This window comes from Cloacibacillus evryensis DSM 19522 (assembly GCF_000585335.1).
GTDB classification, from domain to species: Bacteria; Synergistota; Synergistia; order Synergistales; family Synergistaceae; genus Cloacibacillus; species Cloacibacillus evryensis.
Genome location: NZ_KK073872.1, coordinates 361,868 through 382,454 on the forward strand (window position 1 = coordinate 361,868; position 20,587 = coordinate 382,454).

At 59.2% G+C, this 20,587-nt stretch carries 22 protein-coding genes; 13 read left to right on the plus strand and 9 right to left on the minus strand.

The window, feature by feature from the left end:
• Positions 1-96: 96 nt before the first annotated feature.
• Positions 97-2,595 carry a GLUG motif-containing protein gene (locus tag CLOEV_RS15630; RefSeq protein WP_051484805.1) on the minus strand — a complete coding sequence of 833 codons (2,499 nt, stop codon included), beginning with the start codon at positions 2,593-2,595 and terminating at the stop codon, positions 97-99.
• 228 nt (positions 2,596-2,823) lie between these two features.
• Between CLOEV_RS15630 and CLOEV_RS15635 the strand changes: the two genes are divergently transcribed.
• Both CLOEV_RS15635 and CLOEV_RS01555 read left to right on the plus strand, forming a co-directional pair.
• Positions 2,824-3,783: a helix-turn-helix domain-containing protein gene (locus tag CLOEV_RS15635; RefSeq protein WP_051484806.1), complete on the plus strand. Its 960-nt coding sequence runs from the start codon at positions 2,824-2,826 to the stop codon at positions 3,781-3,783.
• Between the two features lie 98 nt (positions 3,784-3,881).
• Positions 3,882-4,922 (plus strand): DUF362 domain-containing protein, encoded by a 1,041-nt coding sequence (locus CLOEV_RS01555; RefSeq protein ID WP_034441487.1) that lies wholly within the window; start codon positions 3,882-3,884, stop codon positions 4,920-4,922.
• A gap of 311 nt (positions 4,923-5,233) precedes the next feature.
• Here CLOEV_RS01555 and CLOEV_RS01560 read toward each other — a convergent pair whose 3' ends face one another.
• Positions 5,234-5,755, minus strand: a complete 522-nt coding sequence (locus CLOEV_RS01560) for a cyclophilin-like fold protein (protein WP_008708978.1) — start codon at positions 5,753-5,755, stop codon at positions 5,234-5,236.
• A gap of 160 nt (positions 5,756-5,915) precedes the next feature.
• Between CLOEV_RS01560 and CLOEV_RS01565 the strand changes: the two genes are divergently transcribed.
• From CLOEV_RS01565 to CLOEV_RS01580, 4 genes are all read left to right on the plus strand, one after another.
• The gene (locus CLOEV_RS01565; RefSeq protein ID WP_034441488.1) at positions 5,916-6,794 is read left to right on the plus strand and encodes a LysR family transcriptional regulator; all 879 of its coding nucleotides are present in this window, start codon (positions 5,916-5,918) and stop codon (positions 6,792-6,794) included.
• Positions 6,795-7,128: 334 nt separating this feature from the next.
• Positions 7,129-7,572, plus strand: a complete 444-nt coding sequence (locus CLOEV_RS01570) for a cyclophilin-like fold protein (RefSeq protein ID WP_051484807.1) — start codon at positions 7,129-7,131, stop codon at positions 7,570-7,572.
• A gap of 18 nt (positions 7,573-7,590) precedes the next feature.
• Complete coding sequence (locus CLOEV_RS01575) at positions 7,591-8,706, plus strand: alpha/beta hydrolase (protein ID WP_051484808.1); 1,116 nt, start codon at positions 7,591-7,593, stop codon at positions 8,704-8,706.
• 246 nt (positions 8,707-8,952) lie between these two features.
• A complete protein-coding gene (locus tag CLOEV_RS01580; RefSeq protein WP_051484809.1) occupies positions 8,953-9,237 on the plus strand; it encodes a flavodoxin in 285 nt (94 codons plus the stop codon).
• 90 nt (positions 9,238-9,327) lie between these two features.
• On the opposite strand, the gene CLOEV_RS01585 is transcribed toward CLOEV_RS01580, so the two are convergent.
• The 5 genes from CLOEV_RS01585 to CLOEV_RS01600 form a co-directional block, all read right to left on the minus strand.
• Positions 9,328-9,570 carry a cyclophilin-like fold protein gene (locus CLOEV_RS01585; RefSeq protein WP_034441490.1) on the minus strand — a complete coding sequence of 81 codons (243 nt, stop codon included), beginning with the start codon at positions 9,568-9,570 and terminating at the stop codon, positions 9,328-9,330.
• Positions 9,567-9,692, minus strand: coding sequence for a hypothetical protein (locus CLOEV_RS17365; protein ID WP_281172926.1), 126 nt, complete (start codon positions 9,690-9,692; stop codon positions 9,567-9,569). Before CLOEV_RS17365 ends, CLOEV_RS01585 begins: the two co-directional genes overlap by 4 nt.
• Positions 9,693-9,702: 10 nt before the next feature.
• Positions 9,703-10,545: an SDR family oxidoreductase gene (locus tag CLOEV_RS01590; protein ID WP_034441491.1), complete on the minus strand. Its 843-nt coding sequence runs from the start codon at positions 10,543-10,545 to the stop codon at positions 9,703-9,705.
• A gap of 18 nt (positions 10,546-10,563) precedes the next feature.
• Entirely contained in the window at positions 10,564-11,313 is a 750-nt protein-coding gene (locus CLOEV_RS01595) for a carboxymuconolactone decarboxylase family protein (protein ID WP_034441493.1), read from the minus strand.
• 172 nt (positions 11,314-11,485) lie between these two features.
• Positions 11,486-12,370 (minus strand): LysR family transcriptional regulator, encoded by an 885-nt coding sequence (locus CLOEV_RS01600; protein WP_034441494.1) that lies wholly within the window; start codon positions 12,368-12,370, stop codon positions 11,486-11,488.
• 340 nt (positions 12,371-12,710) lie between these two features.
• Here CLOEV_RS01600 and CLOEV_RS01605 point away from each other — a divergent pair, with 340 nt between their 5' ends.
• The 7 genes from CLOEV_RS01605 (at position 12,711) to larC (ending at position 18,958) form a co-directional block, all read left to right on the plus strand.
• Positions 12,711-13,661, plus strand: coding sequence for a DUF362 domain-containing protein (locus tag CLOEV_RS01605; RefSeq protein ID WP_008708990.1), 951 nt, complete (start codon positions 12,711-12,713; stop codon positions 13,659-13,661).
• Positions 13,662-14,049: 388 nt separating this feature from the next.
• Positions 14,050-15,072, plus strand: a complete 1,023-nt coding sequence (locus CLOEV_RS01610; RefSeq protein WP_034441498.1) for an energy-coupling factor ABC transporter permease — start codon at positions 14,050-14,052, stop codon at positions 15,070-15,072.
• Positions 15,073-15,108: 36 nt separating this feature from the next.
• Positions 15,109-15,921: a cobalt ECF transporter T component CbiQ gene (cbiQ, locus tag CLOEV_RS01615; protein WP_008708992.1), complete on the plus strand. Its 813-nt coding sequence runs from the start codon at positions 15,109-15,111 to the stop codon at positions 15,919-15,921.
• Positions 15,909-16,634, plus strand: coding sequence for an energy-coupling factor ABC transporter ATP-binding protein (locus tag CLOEV_RS01620; protein WP_034441500.1), 726 nt, complete (start codon positions 15,909-15,911; stop codon positions 16,632-16,634). The genes cbiQ and CLOEV_RS01620 overlap by 13 nt, the downstream gene beginning before the upstream one ends.
• On the plus strand, positions 16,634-17,380 hold the full coding sequence (larE, locus tag CLOEV_RS01625) for an ATP-dependent sacrificial sulfur transferase LarE (RefSeq protein WP_034441503.1): 747 nt from the start codon (positions 16,634-16,636) through the stop codon (positions 17,378-17,380). Before CLOEV_RS01620 ends, larE begins: the two co-directional genes overlap by 1 nt.
• Before the next feature lie 3 nt (positions 17,381-17,383).
• Entirely contained in the window at positions 17,384-18,139 is a 756-nt protein-coding gene (gene larB, locus CLOEV_RS01630) for a nickel pincer cofactor biosynthesis protein LarB (RefSeq protein WP_034441507.1), read from the plus strand.
• A 3-nt stretch (positions 18,140-18,142) separates the two neighbouring features.
• Positions 18,143-18,958, plus strand: coding sequence for a nickel pincer cofactor biosynthesis protein LarC (larC, locus tag CLOEV_RS01635; RefSeq protein WP_034441508.1), 816 nt, complete (start codon positions 18,143-18,145; stop codon positions 18,956-18,958).
• A gap of 88 nt (positions 18,959-19,046) precedes the next feature.
• Here the strand turns inward: larC and CLOEV_RS01640 are convergent, their stop codons facing one another.
• Together CLOEV_RS01640 and CLOEV_RS01645 are read right to left on the minus strand one after the other, a co-directional pair.
• Entirely contained in the window at positions 19,047-19,940 is an 894-nt protein-coding gene (locus tag CLOEV_RS01640) for a permease (RefSeq protein WP_034441511.1), read from the minus strand.
• 202 nt (positions 19,941-20,142) lie between these two features.
• On the minus strand, positions 20,143-20,565 hold the full coding sequence (locus CLOEV_RS01645) for a MerR family transcriptional regulator (protein ID WP_034441514.1): 423 nt from the start codon (positions 20,563-20,565) through the stop codon (positions 20,143-20,145).
• Positions 20,566-20,587: the final 22 nt, after the last annotated feature.

The window sequence follows — 20,587 nt, forward strand, 5'->3', positions numbered from 1 at the left end:
TCCCGCGCGGGCCGTGACCAATAGCTGCGCGAGTAGGCGGCTCTCTTGGGGACTGCCTACTCGCGCAGTGGTATTAGAACTGTCTTTACAGTATTTTTACCTGCATTTTTCCAACGCTATGACCTGCGCCGCCTCTGCCGCGCCGGCCGGCTGCAGTCCAGTGATCGCACCGCGGCAGGCGGTGACGGAGCTGTTGCGGTAGATGTAGCCTACGATGGAGCCGACCGCCTCGCCGCCGGTGATCGTTCCGCCTGCGGAGCAGTTCACGATCTGCATCGCGGCGGGGACCGGGTAGTAGCTCAGATAAGGTTCCGTCGAGAAATAGAAGCCGCTGCCTACTATGCCGCCGATACGCGAAGCTCCGTCCGCTTTCATCGTAAGCCCGCTGACGGCGCAGCCTTCTATCAACGTGGCGCTCCTTGCGTCGGCGGCCATCGCTCCCTCCGTGATCTTGCCCGCCGCGCCGACGAGCCCGCCGATCATGACGGAGCCCTTCGGCGCGGTGATCGTTACGTTGTCTACGGAACAATTTTTGATCGCTTTGTAATCCGTCGCGCAGCCGGCCAGGCCTCCGACGACGCTGACGCTGCCCCCGGAGCCGTCGCTCACGCTGATAGCCCCTCCGGTGACGTCGCAGCTCACGATAGAGCAGCCGGTCCCCATGTCGCTCATGCCTCCGGCAAGGATGCCGGCGCTGTTTCCCGCGCCTGACAGCAGGACTATGTCTGCCGACGCCGTGCAGCTTTCAACGCCGCAATAGCAGCCTCCGACGATGCCTCCGACCATGCTGATGCCGGAGATTGTGTTGTCTCCCACCAGCGCGACGTTTTTGATTGCGGCATCGTTTGTCTGAAGCGCCATGCCGACCACGGCGGCGACGCCGTTGCCCGCTTTGGCGGAGACGGCTGCGTTTTTGACTGTGAGGTCGCTTATCACGGCGCTTCCGGCGGTGCAGCCGAAGAGGCCGACGCCCCGCGCCGTCGCGGCGTCATTGATCTTCAAATTGGAGATCGTGTGCCTGCCGCCGTTGAAGGTCCCGGTGAAGGCCACGGAGGGGTCCGGCATGTCGGGGTCTTCCGCCGTCCCCGCGAATTTGCCGATAGGCGTCCAGCTTTTATTCTCGGACAGATCTATATCGGCGGTCAACTGATAGTGCGCGGTCAAATCATTGCGCACCGAGTCAAGCTGTTCGGCATTGGAAACCAGCCAAGGATCGCCCGCGGAACCGGAGCCGCCGGCAAAGGCGACATTGCCGCTGCGTTTGTTTGTTGAAACGTCTTCTTTTTTATTTTGGTTCTTACCGGCGGAAATTCGCGTGATCTTCTCACTTACCGACATAATCATGCCGCTCATATCATCAAGAGCAAGAACCCGCTCCGCATCCGCCGCGCCGGCCTGCTGCAATCCGGCGACAGCGGCGCGGCAGGCGGTGACGGAGCTGTTGCGGTAGATGTAGCCTGCGATGGAGCCGACCGCCTCGCCGCCGGTGATCGTTCCGTCGACGGCACAATTCACGATCCGCATCGAGGCGGGGACCGGGTAGTAGCTCAGATAAGGTTCCGTCGAGTAATAGAAGCCGCTGCCTACTATGCCGCCCACGCGGGAGGCTCCGGCGGCATTGACTGTGATGCCGCTGGCGGTGCAATTCTCGACCAGGGTAAAGCCTTTTGCGTCGGAGGTCATCGCTCCCTCCGTGATCTTACCGGACGCGCCGACGAGCCCGCCGATCATGACGGAGCCCTTCGGTACGGTGATCGTTACGTTCTTTACGGAACAATTTTTGACCGCGCTGTAGTCGGTCGCGCAGCCGGCCAGGCCGCCGACGACGCTGACGCCGCCCCCGGAGCCGTCGCCCACGCTGATAGCCCCTCCTGTGACGTCGCAGCTCACGATAGAGCAGCCGGTCCCCATGTCGCTCATGCCTCCGGCAAGGATGCCGGCGCTGTTTCCCGTGCCTGACAGCAGGACGATGTCGGCTGACGCTGTACAGCTTTCAACGCCGCAATAGCCGCCTCCGATGATGCCTCCGACCATGCTGATGCCGGAGATTGTGTTGTCTCCCACCAGCACGACGTTTTTGATTGCGGCATCGTTTGTCTGAAGCGCCATGCCGACCACGGCGGCGACGCCGCTGCCCGCTTTGGCGGAGACGGCTGCGTTTTTGATTGTGAGGTCGCTTATCATGGCGCTTCCGGCGGTGCAGCCGAAGAGGCCGACGCCCCGCGCCGTCGCGGTGTCATTGATCTTCAAATTGGAGATCGTGTGCCCGCCGCCGTTGAAGGTCCCGGTGAAGGCCACGGAGGGGTCCGGCATGTCGGGGTCTTCCGCCGTCCCCGCGAATTTGCCGATAGGCTCCCAGTTTTCATACTTGGACATATCTATATCGGCGGCCAGGATGAAGTGCGCCTTAAGATGATTGCGGACGTTGTTCAACTGCGCCGCCGTCCCGATCCGCCATGGATTTTCCGCAGTGCCGCTCCCGCCGGAGAAGCCTGACTCGCCGCCTGAACCGCCGCCGCACCCGCCGGCCGCGAATATCGCCAAAGTAAGTATCAATAACAGAGAAAAAAATTGTGGTATTTTACGGTTCCGCACCGTGGATCCCTCCCGAAATTTTTTAGTTAGTGCAAGCTAACCGCATTGCAGAATAACAGAACCGGCTGCGTATTTGTGGCCGAATCGGGTGTCTGCATGTTCGGATCCGGCATATCTTGTCATAAAAGCCGTATGCCGTCGTTTGCCTTTTGCCGCGGGGGTATGTTACACTACATTGAGTTAGTTAACGCTAACTAATTTCCGACCGCGGCAAAGGAGCGCTTTTTTGTGATCATACAGTTTTCCCAACAGGATTTCGCGCCGCGCTCTTTTGTCGCATCCAACTCTCCCGAAAACACCGCCGAGCAGAACTGCGATGGCGGCCGGTTGGAAATTCCCGAAAATATCGCCGGCGGCAGGGTGGCGGCGGATGCCGTCTCTCCCGGTTTGTCCCTGATTTGTTCGGAGATGTCATTTGCGAAAGACACATTTTTTCGTGAAGAATATCAGGATCGGGACGTTCTGCAAATCGCCTTCTGTCTGCAGGGCAACTGCGAATGGAGTTACGGAAACGGCGCGCGCCCGCATCAGCTCGCGCCGGCTGAATGCAGCCTGCAGTGCGGCGTTATGCGCAAATGCGACAGTTTTTTCCCGCGCGGACCGTATCGGGCTTTGAGCCTCTCTTTGGGACGGGAGCGTTTTGCCGACGTTATCGAGTGCCTTAAGGATGTGCGCCTGCTTGATTCGGGCGATATGATCCGGACGCGCGTCTTTGCCGGCACGCCGCATCTCCGGCTGCTTATCCGACAGCTCACGGAGTGTCCCCCGGACTATAAGTTAAGGAAGTTGTTTCTGGAGGGGAAGGCTCTTGAGCTTTTGTCTGTATTCTGCAGCGAGGTGATCGGGCGGAAAGAGAAGAAAGGCGACGTTTCCAGAGAAGACCGCCGCTGTCTCCGGCAGGCGCGGGAGCGTATCGACGAGCAGTTTCTTCTCCCGCTCACCATTTCGCAGATCGCCAAAGAGTGTCATATGAGCGAGACGAAGCTGAAGCGGGGGTTCAAGAATTGTTTCGGATGTACGGTATATGAATATATGGTCGAAAAGCGTATGGAGCTGGCCCACAGCCTGCTTTCGAGCGGGAAATACAAGGTGAAGGACGTCGTGTGGATGGCGGGTTACTCAAACGCCGGTCATTTTATCAAGATGTTCCGCAAGAGATACGGCCTTACGCCGGGCGAAATATCGTAAATGGCCGGAAAAATCGTATTTTTATATAGGTATAAATATTGTTATAATAAACGTGCGTTTTTTGTGTTCCTGACATAGCCCGGAAGGGAGGGCGGCGTATGCCGAGCGTTTATTTTACCGGCTCAGGAAAATTACGTTCCGAGTACGACGCTTCGGAGGCCGCGGCGCGGCTGATGCTTACCGTCTCCGAGCGCGAGGGCATACCTTTCGGGCGCAGCGTGCCTTTGAAGGTACATTTCGGCGAGCGCGGCAACGAGAGCTTCATCCGGCCGGCGCTGTACGACGGCATAATCGACGCGCTGCTTGCGCGCGGCGTCGCCTCATCGTTCATGGAAACTTCCGTGCTCTATGCCGGCCCGCGCATGAGGCGTGAAAGCCACATGCGGCTCGCCGCGGAGCACAGCTTCACGCGCCTGCCCGTCGTCATTGCGGACGGCGAAGCGGGCGAATCGTTTTACGAGGTCCCTATCGGGAAAAAGCATTTCAAGAGCTGCAAGTTGGGCGCGGCGTTCCGCGATTTCAGCCGGTTCGTCGTGCTGTCGCATTTCAAAGGACACAGGATAGCCGGCTTCGGCGGCGCGATAAAACAGCTTTCGATGGGGTTTGCCGCAAAGGGCGGCAAGCTCGCGATGCACATGGGCATAAAGCCGTTCATCTTCCGGCCGCTCTGCAGGCGGTGCGGCCTCTGCGCGGCCAACTGCCCGGTCCATGCTATCGCCAAAGATGGCGCATACCGCATCGACGCTGCGAAATGCATCGGCTGCGGCGCTTGTTTCGCGCTCTGCCCGCATAAGGCCGTCTCCATCTACACGCCGAAAAGCATCGTGCACGCGCTGCTGCGGCGCGGCGATTTCCTCGAACGCCTCGCGGAGTACGCTTACGCCGCCGCGCTTGGACGCAGGAATATCTACGTCAGCTACGCAATGAACGTAACGGCCAACTGCGACTGTATCGGCAAAAAGATGTCCCCGCTCATCCCGGACGTTGGCATATTCGCCTCGGCTGACCCTGTGGCGCTCGACGCCGCCTGTCTCGACGCCGCGGCGGCGGCCGGCGCGCGCTTCAAAGGCCGCCGCCAGCTCGAATACGCCGAGGAGATAGGGCTGGGCAGCGCGAAATACGAACTGATAAGCATCTGACGATAAAAGGCACACACACCGAGCGCTTCGCCGAAGATATACGCCAAAGCCCCGCCGCCCTGTTTCATGCCGGTAATAAACTGGAGGCACTTCCGCCAAGAGGGAAGGCCGTCTGGTCCTGGCTGGAACCGGTGACGGAGGAGGACTACAAAGCCGCGGCGAAGGGGAAATAGGCGGATGGCGGACGGAGGTTAACGGCATAGTTTGATGCGAAACGCGAGTGGGGCCTGCCCCAAAGGTACATCTTGCCGTGAACTCGCCTCGGCGCGGAGATGTCTGTTTACGGATCTCCGCGCCTTCGCTCTGCCGGCCTATTTTGCCAATTCGATGCGCATCTCGATCGAGCCCGGGAGCGTATCCATCACGGAAAGCGGCGCGTCTATCACCCCGATGTTGACCTGGAAGCCGAACTGCTTTGAGATATCTTCGTCCTTATAGAGGATCGTAAAATAATTCCCGTCTGTCGCAAAGTCGATATCGCCGTTGAGCCATCCGTTGTGCACATCCTTTTTATCGTAGGATAGCGGCCGGGCCATGACGCCGCAGTAATCGTGAGAATATTTGCTCATGCTCACCGTGTACGGCAGGCGCGATATAAGTTCCTTCGCCGAACGGCTGTCGTTCAGCGTCGCGGGGATGACCTTGTCCCCGACTACGAGCCGGACCTTCGTGCCGCCCGCTATCCGGCGTGTCGAATATTTTTCTGCGCCCTGCGCCTTTACGGGCGCGGGAGCGGCTTGGGCCGGGGCGGGACATGCCGCGCCGACGACGCCGCATCCGGCGAAAACCAGCAGGAGACTCAGCAGGCGCGCTGAGAAAAATGTTTTGCGCATGGTATCATTTCCCTTCTTGAAATCATGATATGATTTTTTCTGAGGCGATTTTATTTCAGCCTGAAAATAATAGCAAATACTTATTAATAATCATATAAAATGCTTGCAAAGCATGATTCCCATTTCTATAATCTAAGAAAAACTTAAAGGCGGGATCGTCATGGAACTCAGGCTTTTTCGATATTTTCTGGCCGTCGCGAAGGAACAGAACATCACAAAGGCCGCCAGGGTGCTGTGCGTTACCCAGCCGACGCTGTCGCGGCAGCTCTCGGAGCTCGAGGCGGAGCTGGGGACTCAACTGCTGATAAGGGGTAAGCGGAAAGTAACGCTGACAGACAAGGGCTCGCTCTTCCGCCGGCGCGCCGAGGAGATCGTGATGCTCGCGGACAGGGCCGAGCAGGAGGTAAAGACGCCGGACTATCTTGCCAAGGGCGATATCTATATCGGATGCGCGGAGACGGAAACGATGCGCATCGTCGCAAAGACGGCGAAGGAGCTGCAGCAGGATTATCACAACCTTTGCTATCACCTATCCAGCGGCAACGCGGAAGACCTGCGGCTGCGCCTTGAAAAGGGACTGCTTGATTTCTGCGTATTAATGGACCCCTTCGACAAAAGGGACTTCAACTATATAGAGCTGCCGGGAAAAGACGTCTGGGGCCTGCTGATGCGAAAAGACAGCCTGCTCGTCAGCCATGAGCGGATAACCGCCGCCGAACTGAAGGATCTGCCGCTGCTCGTATCGCAGCAGGAGGAGCAGAGCGCGGAGGGGCTGAAAAAATGGCTCAAGGGCAGGGAGCTCAATATAGTCGGGACATATAACCTCCTCTATAACACCACGCTGATGGTCGAAGAGGGTATGGGCTATGCGCTGACGCTCGACAAACTTGCCCCAACCGGGAATGACAGCGTTCTCTGCTTCAAGCCGCTCTATCCGGCGGTGGAAACGAGCTCCTATTTCGTCTGGAAAAAGTTCCAGATATTTTCCCAAGCCGCGAAGATATTCCTTAATAAGATGCGGGAGACGTACGAACGTTAGACCCGCCGGCAACAAAGACAACGGACGGCTCAGCGCCGGGAAGGGGAATGCCGTGAACTTATCGGACAGACCGCTTGCGAAGGCGCGAAGAATTTCAAAAAGCCGACGCCGGACCTGCGCGGTGTAATGGAAAAGGCCCCGCTGTATTACTCCCAAGATGCCGCGCGCCGCAGCTTTGCGGCGTGTTTTTTATTTGTCAGCTCTCATCACGGCCGCTGATTTTTTGTCGAATTTATCATAGCTTGTAAGCATTATTAATCATTTATAATAAGTATTTGCTATTGATATTGTCCCGTCATATAATTTTCGCAGCAAACGCGAAGGAGGGTGAGTTATGAAAAAAACGACCGCGGCAGCGCTGCTGATGCTGGCGTTCTCAGCCATCTGCTGTCTTACCGGAGACGCGGGCGCCGCTGAAAAGATACTGCTCACGGCGGGAGGCAAAAGTTTCACGGCAGAGCTGAACGACGGTCCCGCAGCGGCGGCTCTGTTAAAAAAGATGCCGTTTACGCTGGAGATGAAGGATCTGAACGAGAATGAAAAATTTGCGTATCTGGACGGAGCGCTGCCTGCTAAGGCCTCCGCACCGGGCACCATACGCGCGGGGGATATCATGCTGTTCGGAGCGGACTGTCTCGTCGTTTTTTACAAAACGTTCCCGACGGCTTACAGCTATACGCCGTTAGGAAAAATAGAGGGCGCGGAAACCGTATCGGCGCTCTCGGGCAAAGACGGCATAAAGATCACCTTTTCAAGAAACAAAACAAAATCAAAATAAAGAGAGGAAGTAAAACAAATGACGATCGACCTTGCACAAAAAATTTTTCTTGCCGCGGCCATCGCGCTGATCTCGGCGCTGGCCCTGGTATCGGCGAACGCCGCGTTCGCCGCTGACGCGGACCCGTGGTTTGCCCCGCTCCCTAAACAGGCTCCGGCTCCGCAATACGCCGACCACGGCGCGGACAACTTCTATAAGAGCGACAAAGTAACGGCGAAAGACGTCTCGTTCAAAAATCAGTTCGACATGAAGGTCGCCGGCAGACTCTTTGTACCAAAATCCTACAAGCAGGGGCAGAAGCTCCCCGCGATCGTTGTCGGCCACCCGATGGGCGCCGTGAAGGAGCAGAGCGCGGCGCTTTACGCGCAGAAGATGGCAGACCGCGGATTTGCCGCGCTCGCTGTCGACCTGCCTTTCTGGGGCTCGAGCGACGGTACGCCGCGCAACAGCGTCAACCCCGACCTCTACTCCGAAGCCTTCATGGCCGCGGTCGATTACCTTGGGACGCGCGATTTCGTCGACCGTGAGAGGATCGGCGGCATAGGCATCTGCGGCAGCGGTTCGTTCCTCATAAGCGCCGCGAAGATCGACCCGCGCATCAAGGCCGTAGCCACGGTATCGATGTACGATATGGGGCAGGCCATGCGTAACGCGCTTAATAAGTCGCAGACTGTGGAGCAGAGAAAGGCTTATATCGCCGCCGCGGCACAGCAGCGCTACGCCGAGTTCCAGGGCGGAAAGCGCAGGCTCCTGGGCGGCACGACGCACACGCTTGACGCGCAGACCGATCCCATCCAGCAGGAATTTTACGATTTTTACCGCACGACGCGCGGAGCCGCGGCGGGCAAAGGCCAGGACCTCAATACCACGACGCACCCGACCTTCGCAAGCGCGGTAAAGTTCATGAACTTCTATCCTTTTGAGGATATAGAGACGATCTCCCCGCGCCCGATGCTCTTCATAACGGGCGACCAGGCGCACTCTAAAGAGTTCAGCGAAGACGCCTACAAGCGCTCCGCGGAACCAAAGGAGCTCCACTATGTAAAGGGCGCGGGCCATGTCGACCTTTATGACAAGACAGACCTCATACCGTTTGACAAACTGAACGATTTCTTCACCGCGAACCTGAAGTAACGGACCTCCCGACAATAATCCGCCTTCAAAAAGCGGCGGCGCCTCCCTCGCGAAGCGCCGCCGCTTTAATATTTTTCCCCCAACCGCCGCCGATGTTTGCGCGGAGAAAGTGCCAAAGTCGGGATCACGCAGTTTGATGCGAAACACAGATAAAACGCCGGATAGAATCGCCTCTTCATCCGGCGTTTTATCTGTTGACTTAGAGCCTGCTCTAAGCCTTAACCTGAGACCGGCAAGACCGGCAATATGACGAGAGAGGAAGATAACAGCACCGTGGTCTTCGCCGGTTATCCGAATTGGTGGGGCGATATGCCGATGATCCTCTACTCCTTTTTAGAGAATGCAGACCTCTCCGGCAAAAGGGTCATCCCATTCGTCACCCACGGCGGCAGCGGTTTTTCCGGCACCGTCGAGACGATCGCAAAACTGCAGCCGCGTGCCGCCGTGGACAGGAACGGGATCAGCATCTCCAGAAACGATGTCCAGGATTGCGCGCCGGATGTGTCGGAGTGGCTTAAAAACCTGAAATAAACCGAGCGCACAGCGAAAGGGGGCGCCTTTATTGCAATCACCGGCAGCCCCTTATTTGTCTCTTTTTTGCCTATTCTACGACCTCTATCTTCATCTGCACCTCGTCGCCGTGACGGTCGTGCCGTTAGCGGTCATCCTCACGGCTGTGGATTTTGCCGCCGGGTGTTTCGCGCTTCCCTCATCCATAAGTTCCATCGCCACAGTGAACTTATCTCCCATAGCCGCCAGCAGCTCCATGCCGGACTCGACATGTCCCATGGGCACGAGGTCCTCATTGTAGCCGAAGTCCTTGTAGTAAAAGACTAGCGTGTTCCACGGAGTGTAGAGCGTCACGTCCGCCGCGTCGGGATCAACGCCGGTTTTGACCCCGGCGCTGCGGGAACGTCCACCGGCAGAGAGGCCGCGGCCAGGAGTAAGAGCGCAAAGACCGCCGGAAGCAGCAGCTTTTTCTTCATGGTCCGCCGCCTATTCGCCCTCGGGAAAATCAGTCGAGGCCGCGAGCTCTCTCTGTTCTTCAAAATCGGCGAGGCGTGCCCTGAGAGTGGAGATCGTGCGGTCAAGCGCCTGTGAGCCGAGCACCATCCGCAGCGGTGCGGGTTCCTTATCCGCGCTCTCAATGATGCGGGCCGCCATGCGGACGGGATCGCCTGGGGCCAGGCCGTTCGCGGCGTCCAGCATCTTGAGGAAGGCGTGGGCCGGATTGCCCTCATATTCCACCATCATCTTCGCCACCTTCGCGCTCCCATAGCGGAACTCGGTGCGGGCTCCGCCGGGTTCCACGAGCGTCACGCCGATGTTGAAGGGCGCGGCCTCCTGCGCGATCGATTCGCAGAAGCCCTCGATGCCGAACTTCGTGGCGTGGTAGAGAGAATTGCCGGCAAAGGCGACCTGCCCGCCGTAGGTCGACATCTGGATGACGCGGCCGCCGCCCTGCGCGCGGAGGTGCGGCAGAGCCGACCTTATCAGCTGGATGGAACCGGTGAGATTCGTGGCGATAATGTGGTCTATCTCCGCGTCCGAAAGCTCCTCTGCGGCGCCGAAGAGCCCGTAGCCCGCGTTGCTGACGACGACGTCTATCCTGCCGTGCTTCCTGAAAGCATCGTCGACGAACCTGTGGATCGCGGGAACGTCGGTGACGTCGAGAAGCCCGCAGTCAAAGGTGTCCGGATACTTCTCAATGAGCGCCGCGACCCTGTCACGGCCGCGCACAGTGCCGACGACGCGGTCCCCCCGTTCCAGGAGCTGCCTGCTCATTTCATAGCCGAAACCGCTGCTGACGCCCGTGATGAGCCAAGTACGTTTTTTCATTGTGATCTCCTCCTGTATTTATTCAGAAATTTTATTTATGCAGTCCAGCGCGTTCAGCGCGCGCGGATAACCGATAAAGGGTATGCACTGGGATATGACCTTGATAAGAAACTCTTTGCCGCTGCCGAGGCGGATATTCGCCGCGATATGGGAGGCAAGCTGTCTTTCGCAGCCGCCCTGTGCCGCGAGAAAACAGAAGGTCAGCATCTCGCGCCGCCGAAGGTCAAGGCCGCCGCGCGTGTACCAGTCGCCGAAGCAGTTGTCCGTCAGCCAGCGGTTGATGTGACGGCTGTCTTCCGGCCCTGACCTCCAAAAATCCTTCATACCGTCGCCGAAGATCTCGATCTGCGCCCGCTCTCCGGCCGCCAGCCGTTCCTCCGCCGCCGTCGTCGACTGCCCCGGCAGAGGCAGCCGGACGCCGCGCTCCGCTAGTATTTCGTTGGCGGCGCGCAGAAAGGGATATAACCTCCCGATGCCGAGATAGGCCGCCGCCTGGTAGAGCATCTCCTTAGCCTCCGTCGGCGTCACGCCGAAGTTCAGCGCCGCCGGCAGTATCGCGCGGTATTCGTCGATCCCCTGACAGCCGACCAGCGACGCGAGTATCGCCGTCATGCGCGTCCTCCCGTCAAGGTCGTCGCTGTTTACCACCTCGTCAAAGGCAAAATTATCAAATCTTTCGATAAATTCCGGGTCCGTGTCGAGAAATGTGGAACGATAACCGGGAAACATCCTCTCGTGATATTCTTTAGCCGCCGCTGTGATCGCCATATTCATTCTCCTTCATATTCTTTCGTCTGTGCTGAGACAATTGTAAAAGAAGGCTGGAAAACAGCAATTCCAACTGCTGATGCGATCAATAAGTTTTACTTATGCGAATCGCGGCAACAAAAAACGCCTCCCGTCATCTGACGGAGGCGGCATAAGGGCGCGCTTATTTCGCCTATTTATTGAGCAGTTTGTAAAGTATCTCCGCGAAAAGCTCCGCGTAGGGGTTTTCCGTGTCCTTTTTCCAGAATGCGCAGTAGTTACGGCGCAGCGGGCCGTCGGCATTCCGGATCGGCAGTCTGACGATCGAGGAGGCGGGCGGCGGAAGCGTGCCTACGGCCGCTACCGGCATAAAGCCCTTCCTGCCGGCGGCCATAAAACGGCCCTCCTCGAGAGTTTCGGCAAAGATAAATTTGCCGGCGAAGCCAAGCGCGCCGCGGTAAAACTCCTCTTCGCCGCGCCGCTGTTCCTTCGATGATACGAGGATACAAGCCATTTCCCTGAGCTCTTCGAGCGCCGCGTATTCCTTCGCGGCGAGCGGCTCCGCCGGAGACAGCTCCGCGAAGCAGCCGCAGCGGAGCAGGTGAAAGTTTACATATTCATCCGAAAATGCCCGTCGCTGGTCGCTCAAGACCAGATCGGCCGTCCCCTCGCGCAGTGCGTCGTAGAGCTCCTCGTGGGTGCCGCTAATGGTTTGCAGCGAAACCTCGGGGTGATCCCGGGAAAAATCCGCCGCTGCCTGAAGCAGCTCCTGTCCGCCGTAGCACTTGAGATAACCGACGCGCAGCCGCCGTTCCCCGAGGCCGATGCGCACGGTCTCGCGGCGCATGGTTTCCGCATCGGCGAGCAGCTCCCTCGCGCGGCGATAAAAATATTCCCCCGCAGGAGTCAGGGAAAAGCCTCTGCTTTCCCTGTGCAGCAGCTTTACTCCCAGGTCGTTTTCCAATGCCTGGATCTGCTGCGAAACCGCCGACTGCGAGATAAAGCATTCCTCCGCGGCCTCGGTAAAGCTGCCGCATTCCACGACCGCCGTGAAGTATTTCATCTGCCGCAAAAGCATAAGCGCGTTCACCCCCTGTCGGAATTATTCTTTCCCATTTTACAATAGCCGCCGCCGAAAAACAAAAAGGCGTGGTTTAAACGTCTGGTTTTCAGTGTTCGCGTTAATAAGGAGCGCCGTTGACGATGAAAACGTTCACCCTTTTCCCGTCGGTCAAAGATTCGATTAACTTGCGGGTTTGTATGTGACTTCTATCCCCGGCGGTGGCGTGCCCTCCCCTTTGTATATGCGGCGGGAATTGATGTGTTGATGCGCAGCCTGCGGCAGATGCTTGACTTAGAGCTGACTCTAAGAATTAACATGGACCCGTACGATATTTTTACGGAAGGGGTCTTTAACTATGTATGACAGATTTAGGAAATTTATCGGTATCGCGCTGGCGCTGCTGGTCATCTTGTCGGGCGGGGCCGCGAAGGCGGCGGACGAAAATGTCTCGATCGTTTACTTTACGAAGGACATCAGCCCGGCGGGGCTTTTGAAGGTCTATGACAAGGTGAACGCGGGTATCACGGGCAAGGTGGCGATCAAGCTGCATACGGGCGAACCGAAGGGGCCGAACCTGCTGCCGCTGCCGATGATCAAGGCGCTGCAGGCGCATATCCCCAACAGCAATCTCGCGGAGACGAACGTATATTACAGCAGTCCGCGCCAGACGACGGCGGGCCACCGCGAGACGATCAAGACCAACGGCCTCGACTTCTGCAAGGTGGATATCATGGACGAGTTCGGCGCCGTCATGCTGCCGGTCAGGGGAGGCCGGCATTTCAAGGAGATGTCGATGGGCAAGGGCATCATGGACTACGATTCGATGGTCGTCTACACGCACTTCAAAGGGCATACGATGGGCGGTTTCGGCGGCTCGATGAAGAATATCGCCATCGGCTGCGCCGATGGCAAGGTGGGCAAGGCGATGATCCACGCCAAGGAGGGGCAGCAGTGGGGGCAGACGCAGGACGCCTTCATGGAGCGCATGGCCGAGTCCGCGAAGGCGACGGTCGACCATTTCGGCAAACATATCACCTTCATCAACGTGATGAAGAATATGTCGGTCGACTGTGACTGCGCGGGAAGTTCCGCCGCCGCGCCGACCGCGAAGGATGTCGGCATCCTCGGCTCGACAGACCTGCTCGCGATCGATCAGGCGACGATCGATCTTGTGTATAAGCTTCCCGAGGCGCAGCAGAAGGACCTGCGCGAACGCATCGAATCGCGCCACGGCCTGCGCCAGCTCTCATATATGGAGGAGCTCGGCATGGGTAACAGGAAGTATAAGCTCGTCTCGCTCGATTAACGGATATCTCCCGGTCAACGACGGCGGCTTTGACGCGCTTGCCCCGCGAAAGCGCCGCCAGGCCGCCCTTTACGCCGCCTGTGTGAAGTTTTTCCATGAATCTTGTTCAAAACGCTTGACCTGAAGCCAGCTCTAAGTGGTATCCTATATGCTGTAACAGGTGCGGGGCGGCAGCGTAAAGATTTTCTCCCCGCGCCCGGTAAGGATCGCAGAGCCCTGACGCCTCACGAAGAGGCCGCGCGCCGCAGAAGCGGCTTTTTCGGGACGGCTCTCCTGCAATACGATATATCCAGCGGATCGATCACAATGATTGCCATGAAGGCGGTCTCCCTCATCGAAGGGGTCGCCGGCAGGCGTGATTTTCAGCAGATATTAGGAGGAATGTTTTATGCACATGTCAGACGCTCTATTATCGCCCTCCGTCGCTTTCGCGATGTGCGCGGCAAGCGGCGCGGCGATCGCCTGGTCGGTCGCCAAGATCAAGAAAGAGGAACTTTCGGAAAAGAAGCTTCCGATAATGGCTGTGGCCGGGGCTTTTGTCTTCGCGGCCCAGATGATCAACTTCACCATTCCCGCCACGGGCTCAAGCGGCCACATCGGCGGCGGGATACTGCTCGCGGCGCTGCTGGGCGGCGCTCCGGCGCTGCTGACTATCTCCGCGGTGCTCGTCATTCAGTGTCTTTTCTTTGCGGACGGCGGGCTGCTCGCTTTGGGCAGCAATATTTTCAATATGGGAGTCATTCCCTGCCTTGTCATCTATCCGCTGCTTTTCAAGCCGCTGATGAAGAAGGGGACAGCCTCGGGGCGGCTCACGCTTGCCTCGGTGGTCTCCGTCGTCGTCGCCCTGCAGCTTGGGGCTTTCTCGGTCGTCCTTGAGACGCTCGCCTCGGGCATTACGGCGCTGCCTTTTTCGTCGTTCGTGCTGCTGATGCAGCCGATACATCTGGCGATCGGCATCGTCGAAGGCCTGGTGACCGGCGCGGTGCTCTCATTTGTCTGGAAGACGCGTCCCGAGATACTTGAAAGCGCGGAGAGCGGCGATGATATCCCCGCCGGCGTCCCGCTGAAAAAGGTGCTTGCGATGCTCGCGGCGCTGACGCTGGTGACCGGCGCGATACTCTCTGGCTTCGCCTCCTCGTATCCGGACGGACTTGAATGGTCGGTCATGGGCGTGACGGGTTCGGAAGAGCTCGAGGCCTCCGGCGGCGCATTCGAGAGTGCGGCGGCGATACAGGAAAAGACGGCCTTCATGCCTGATTATGACTACGCGGAGCCAGCGGAGGGCGCTCCCGTCTCCGGCACCGCGGCGGCGGGCATCATCGGCTCGCTGATGACCTTCGCGGCGGCGGCGTTTATCGGCGCGGTCATCTCAAAGTCGAAGCGGCATAAAAAGGCGGCGGCGAACGCATAGCCGTTCCCTCTGATTTTTGTTTGGAAGTGAGACCGGATGGCGGACCTGCGCGGCAGCATCTATGAAATATATTCCCTGGAGCAGCTCGCCGGAGGCGGTTCCGCCATCCATTCCCTCGATCCCCGGGTGAAGATAGCCGGAACGCTGTTTTATATCGCCGCCGTCATCTCCTTTGGCAGAGGCGAGCTCTCGGGGCTCGCGCCGTTTGTCTTCTATCCCGCGGTGGCGCTTTCGCTTGCGGACATTCCCTTTGGCATGATATTCAGGAGGAGCCTCGCGGCGCTGCCCTTTTGCCTCTTCGCGGGGATATCCTCTCTGTTTTTTGAGCGGACGGTGCTCTTTACCGTCTGCGGGTTCGGCGTCACGACTGGCTGGGTCACCCTTTTCGCGATAGTTTTCCGCACGCTTCTCTGTGTTTCGGCGGTGCTGATACTTGTCGCCGTCACGCCCTTCCGTAAGCTGACAGGCGGACTTCGCAGCCTGCGTCTGCCAGGCATATTGATCTCGCTCTTCGAGATGACCTACCGTTATCTCGGAACTCTGGCCGGCGAGGCGCTGTCGATGTACACCGCCTATTCGCTGCGCGGCGGCGGCAAGAAGGGCGTCGAGATGAGGGATATGGGCAGCTTCGCGGGGCAGCTGCTGCTTCGCAGCTTTGACCGCGCCGAACGCGTTTACCAGGCGATGAAGTGCCGCGGTTACGGCGGCGCGCCGCCGGCAGCCGCGAACGGAGGCCGCCTGACGCCGAACGATCTGATTTTCCTCGTCATTCTCTGCGGTTCTTCGCTTTTATTTCGACTCATAAATTTTCCCAGGTTGATCGGGAGGCTCATCGAATGCTTGATATAGAAAAACTATCCGTCATTTACCCCGACGGCACAAGGGCGGTGGAAAACGTCAGCTTCCGCCTGGCGCGCGGCGAAAGCGCGGCCCTGATCGGCGCGAACGGCGCTGGCAAGACCTCGCTCGTCATGGCGCTGGTCGGCATCCTGCCCTCAACGGGCGTGATCATGGCGGCGGGAACGCTGTTGACGAAGAAGAGCCTCACGGAGATACGCTCGAAGGTCGGCGTCGTCTTCCAGAATCCGGACGATCAGCTTTTCATGGCTTCGATCTACGATGATATCGCCTTCGGCCCGCGCAACATGGGGCTGTCCGAAGAGGAGACCGCCAGACGCGTGGATGAGAGCCTCGCGCTTTTGCATATAGAGCACCTGCGCGGCAAGACGGCGCTCAAGATGTCCGGAGGCGAAAAACGCATGGCGGCGTTGGCGACGGTGCTCGCGATGGAGCCCGACATAATGCTTTTTGACGAGCCGACCGCCTTTCTCGATCCGCGGGCGCGGCGCAACCTGATAAATGTACTGAAGGCCCTGCCTCACGTCAAACTCATCGCGACCCACGATCTCGCCTTCGCGGAAGAGGTCTGTGAACGTTCGATACTGCTCAAAGAGGGCGGGATATTCGCGGACGGCCCCTCGCGGGAGCTGCTCCGTGACGGCCGGCTCATGGAGGACTGCGGCGTTGAGGCGATAGAGGGATGCAAAAGGAGTGTTTCATAATGGAACTTAATGATTTTTTCAAGGAAAACACGCGCGCAGCGCTGGCCTTCTCGGGCGGCACGGATTCCGCCTATCTCCTCTATATGGCGCTCAAGTGCGGCGCTCAGGTGCGCCCCTATTATGTCAAGACGCCCTTTCAGCCGCGTTTTGAACTTGACGACGCGCTGCGTCTCGCGAGGGAGCTTGGCACGGAGCTTACCGTCATCGAATATGACATCCTCGACGACGGCCTCATCGCCGCGAATCCGGCTGATCGCTGCTATCACTGCAAGAAGAAACTTTTTGGCCTGCTGCTGCGCGAGCGGGCGGCTAACGACGGCTTCCCCCTCATCATCGACGGCACGAACGCCTCCGACGAAGCGGGAGAGCGGCCCGGGATGCGCGCGCTGTGCGAGCTCGGCGTCCGTTCGCCGCTGCGCGAGTGCGGCCTGACGAAGACGGAAATACGCGCGCGTTCGCGGACGGCGGGACTTTTCACCTGGGACAAGCCGGCCTATGCCTGCCTTGCGACGCGTGTGCCGGCGGGGCGGCGCATCGACCGCGAACTGCTCCAGCGCGTGGAGGCGGCGGAGAGGGAGCTGTTTGCCCTCGGCTTCACCGACTTCCGCGTGCGCGTCTTTCACGAGGCCGCCCGCATCCAGCTTTCGCCGGAACAGATGGCCGAGGCGCTGAAAAGACGTGAAGATATCCTTGCCCGGCTGAAAAAATACTTTGATATCGTCCTTCTTGATATGGAAACGAGGTAAAAGATGGAGAGAAAAGAGCTCAGGAATCTGCTTGAAAGACTTTCCGCCGGTGCGGCGGACGTGGACGAGGTGATGACGAAGCTTAGGGGAGAACCCTTCCGCGACCTCGGTTTTGCGAAACTCGACAGCCACCGCGTGCTGCGTCAGGGCATCGCCGAGGTCATCTACGGCGCGGGAAAGAGGCCGGAGCAGATCGCGGAGATCGCCGGCGCGATGCTCGCGGACGGGCAGAGGACCGTGCTCATCACGCGAATGAGCGCCGAGGCCGCCGCCGTCGTGGAAAAAACCGTTCCCCTCTCTTATCATGAAATGGGGCGCGTCGGCATCGCCGGCGAGATGCCGCGGCCGGACGGCCGCGGAAAGATCGTCATCGCCACCGGCGGCACCAGCGACATGCCCGTCGCCGAAGAGGCGGCGCTGACGGCGGAGGCGCTCGGCAACGAGGTCACGCGCCTTTACGACGTCGGCGTGGCGGGGCTGCACCGCCTCCTCTCGCACACCGACGACGTGATGACGGCCTCCGCCATCGTCGCGATCGCGGGAATGGAGGGGGCGCTCGCCTCCGTGATCGGCGGCATGGCCGACTGTCCCGTCATCGCCGTACCGACCAGCATCGGCTACGGAGCCTCGTTCGGCGGCCTGTCGGCGCTGCTTTCAATGCTCAACTCCTGCGCCAGCGGCGTCAGCGTCGTCAACATCGACAACGGTTTCGGAGCAGCCTACCTTGCCAGCATGATAAATCATATAGGAGTGAATTAGAGAATGAGGACTTTATATCTTGACTGCGGCATGGGGGCCGCGGGCGACATGCTGACGGCGGCGCTGCTGGAGCTTCACCCGGACCCCGCCGCCTTCCTCGAAAGGATGAACGCGCTCGCGATCCCCGGTGTGGAGGTATCCGCCGCGCCCTGCGTCAAATGCGGCATCACCGGGACCCGCGTCACCGTCACCGTAAACGGCGAGGAGGAGGAGAGCGCGGAGGGCGAAACGTGCCGCGACTGCCGCGAACATCATCAGGCGCACGCGCATGAGCACGCGGCGCATCATCATCACGAAAAGGAACACAGCCACGCGGGGATGCATGAGATAGAGCACCTCATCTCCCATCTCGACCTGCCGGAGAAGGTGCGTTCCGACGTGATCGCGGTCTACGCGCTGGTCGCCGGCGCCGAGTCCAAGGTGCACGGCCGCCCGGTCTCGGAGGTGCATTTCCATGAGGTGGGCGCGATGGACGCCGTCGCCGATATCACCGCCGTCTGCCTGCTGCTTCACGAACTTGCGCCGGAGAGGATCATCGCCTCCCCCGTCCATGTCGGCAGCGGCCATGTGCGCTGCGCCCACGGCGTGCTGCCGGTCCCCGCGCCGGCGGCGGCGGAGATACTGCGCGGAGTGCCGATCTACGGAGGCGCGGTGCGCGGCGAACTGTGCACGCCCACGGGAGCCGCGCTGCTTAAGCATTTTGCCGCCGACTTCGCGCCGCTGCCGGTGATCAAAATATCCGGGATAGGTTACGGCATGGGCAAAAAAGATTTCGCCTGGGCGAACTGTGTAAGGGCGATGATCGGCGATGCCGAATGACCCTTTGATAGAATATCTGAACGACGAAATAGAGGCCGTTTGGAGCGTTGTTCCAAACGGCCTCTATTCATACAAGGAGAGCTGTCATCTATAAGAAAAGATCTGTGAGAAGGCCGGTCACGGCTGCGAATATCATCGCAAATAACAGGTAGAGGGCAAAATTCTTAATCCCCAGCACGATCTTCAGCGCGCCGAGGTTCGTCACCTTCGTCGCGGGACCCGTGATCATGAAGGCCGCCGCCGCGCCCATGCCCATGCCGCTTTGCATCCATTCGGCGAGCAGCGGGACGGTGCCGCCGCCGCAGACGTACAGCGGCACTCCGGCCGTCGCCGCGGCGATAACGCCCCAGCCGCCGTCTCCGCCGAAGAGGCCGGCGACCGCCGTCTGGGGAACGAAACACATAAAAATCGCCGCGAGGACGACGCCCGCAAAGAAGTAGGGGCCGGTGGCCCTGATGTTCCGCAGGATGTTTTTCAGGAGGCGCATCGCCATATCGGGGTCGGTGTCGCGGTTTTCCCCCTCCGCGAAACCGGAAAAATTAAAAAACTTCCCGCCGCGAAAGAGATACCTTACACAGAGCCCCGCCGCCGCGCCGCAGATGAAAGATGAGAGCGTCCTGACGGCGAGCGCCTTCATCCCCAGCGCCGCGCTGTAGATCATCAGCTGCGGGTTGAGCAGGATCGAACTCATCATAAAGGCCGCGAGCCAGTCGTCATTCATGCCCTTTTCCGACAGCGAGGCGGCGATCGGTATCGTTCCGTACATGCAGAGCGGCGAAGCGATGCCGAGAAGGCTTGCCGGCACCACGCCGGCGGCCCCTAAGCGCGCGCCGCGCATCGCGCCGAGCAGCCCGTGTATCCTCTCCTTCGCGAATACCGAGATCGACGAGCCCATAAGGATGCCAAGCCCCCAGAAGGGAGCGATATCCTTAAATAGCGTTATGAAACAGTGGCTGAAATATGCAAATTCATACTCTATCATCTTTTATTGCCGCGCCTCTCTGGCCCCTTATTTTATGACGATGCTAATCCTTAGAGCCGGCTCTAAGTCAAGCGCCATGCGCCGCCGGAAAAGGCTGGCGATATTTTTTATGTCTCTGTGTAAGGTAAGATCACGGATGTTTCGGGCGGGTTTATTAGGATGCGGAAGCCCCTCCGCGCGAACGCTATGCGCGCCGCGCGGCCTATACGGCGAAGCTCTGTGCTGAAACCTCTTCCCGGCGGCGCCAGCGCCCGACGGCGTTTTCCGTCTCCGTCATCAGGCCGCTGTCATAGTGTTCGAGCTGGTAATCCGCCTCGCGGAGACAGCCGTGGAGGTGCTCTATCTTGCTCATCAGGCTCCGGCGCGTCTCAAGGAGGATGACCTTCCGCTCCTGACGCGTGCCGCTGCCGAGCATCGCGAGCTTGACGTAGCTGAGGATCGACTCCAGCGACATGCCGATCTCTTTGAATCTCTGAATGAACATCACCCACTCGATCACTTCATCGTTGTAGTCGCGCAGGCCGCTCTCCGTTCTGGGAACGGGAGGTATCAGCCCGATACGTTCATAGTACCTCAATGTGTCCGCCGAAAGCCCCGTCTTTTCCGCCGCTTCGCTGATCGTCATTTCCGTCTCCTCCTTTTGTCTT

Excerpts from the sequence above, each read along its gene's own strand:
- CLOEV_RS01555 (WP_034441487.1), top strand. The coding sequence starts at position 3,882 with ATGCCGAGCGTTTATTTTACCGGCTCAGGAAAATTACGTTCCGAGTAC.
- CLOEV_RS01560 (WP_008708978.1), bottom strand. The coding sequence starts at position 5,755 with ATGCGCAAAACATTTTTCTCAGCGCGCCTGCTGAGTCTCCTGCTGGTT.
- CLOEV_RS01565 (WP_034441488.1), top strand. The coding sequence starts at position 5,916 with ATGGAACTCAGGCTTTTTCGATATTTTCTGGCCGTCGCGAAGGAACAG.
- CLOEV_RS01570 (WP_051484807.1), top strand. The coding sequence starts at position 7,129 with ATGAAAAAAACGACCGCGGCAGCGCTGCTGATGCTGGCGTTCTCAGCC.
- CLOEV_RS01575 (WP_051484808.1), top strand. The coding sequence starts at position 7,591 with ATGACGATCGACCTTGCACAAAAAATTTTTCTTGCCGCGGCCATCGCG.
- CLOEV_RS01580 (WP_051484809.1), top strand. The coding sequence starts at position 8,953 with ATGACGAGAGAGGAAGATAACAGCACCGTGGTCTTCGCCGGTTATCCG.
- CLOEV_RS17365 (WP_281172926.1), bottom strand. The coding sequence starts at position 9,692 with ATGAAGAAAAAGCTGCTGCTTCCGGCGGTCTTTGCGCTCTTACTCCTG.
- CLOEV_RS01590 (WP_034441491.1), bottom strand. The coding sequence starts at position 10,545 with ATGAAAAAACGTACTTGGCTCATCACGGGCGTCAGCAGCGGTTTCGGC.
- CLOEV_RS01595 (WP_034441493.1), bottom strand. The coding sequence starts at position 11,313 with ATGGCGATCACAGCGGCGGCTAAAGAATATCACGAGAGGATGTTTCCC.
- CLOEV_RS01600 (WP_034441494.1), bottom strand. The coding sequence starts at position 12,370 with ATGCTTTTGCGGCAGATGAAATACTTCACGGCGGTCGTGGAATGCGGC.
- CLOEV_RS01605 (WP_008708990.1), top strand. The coding sequence starts at position 12,711 with ATGTATGACAGATTTAGGAAATTTATCGGTATCGCGCTGGCGCTGCTG.
- CLOEV_RS01610 (WP_034441498.1), top strand. The coding sequence starts at position 14,050 with ATGCACATGTCAGACGCTCTATTATCGCCCTCCGTCGCTTTCGCGATG.
- cbiQ (WP_008708992.1), top strand. The coding sequence starts at position 15,109 with ATGGCGGACCTGCGCGGCAGCATCTATGAAATATATTCCCTGGAGCAG.
- CLOEV_RS01620 (WP_034441500.1), top strand. The coding sequence starts at position 15,909 with ATGCTTGATATAGAAAAACTATCCGTCATTTACCCCGACGGCACAAGG.
- larE (WP_034441503.1), top strand. The coding sequence starts at position 16,634 with ATGGAACTTAATGATTTTTTCAAGGAAAACACGCGCGCAGCGCTGGCC.
- larB (WP_034441507.1), top strand. The coding sequence starts at position 17,384 with ATGGAGAGAAAAGAGCTCAGGAATCTGCTTGAAAGACTTTCCGCCGGT.
- larC (WP_034441508.1), top strand. The coding sequence starts at position 18,143 with ATGAGGACTTTATATCTTGACTGCGGCATGGGGGCCGCGGGCGACATG.
- CLOEV_RS01640 (WP_034441511.1), bottom strand. The coding sequence starts at position 19,940 with ATGATAGAGTATGAATTTGCATATTTCAGCCACTGTTTCATAACGCTA.
- CLOEV_RS01645 (WP_034441514.1), bottom strand. The coding sequence starts at position 20,565 with ATGACGATCAGCGAAGCGGCGGAAAAGACGGGGCTTTCGGCGGACACA.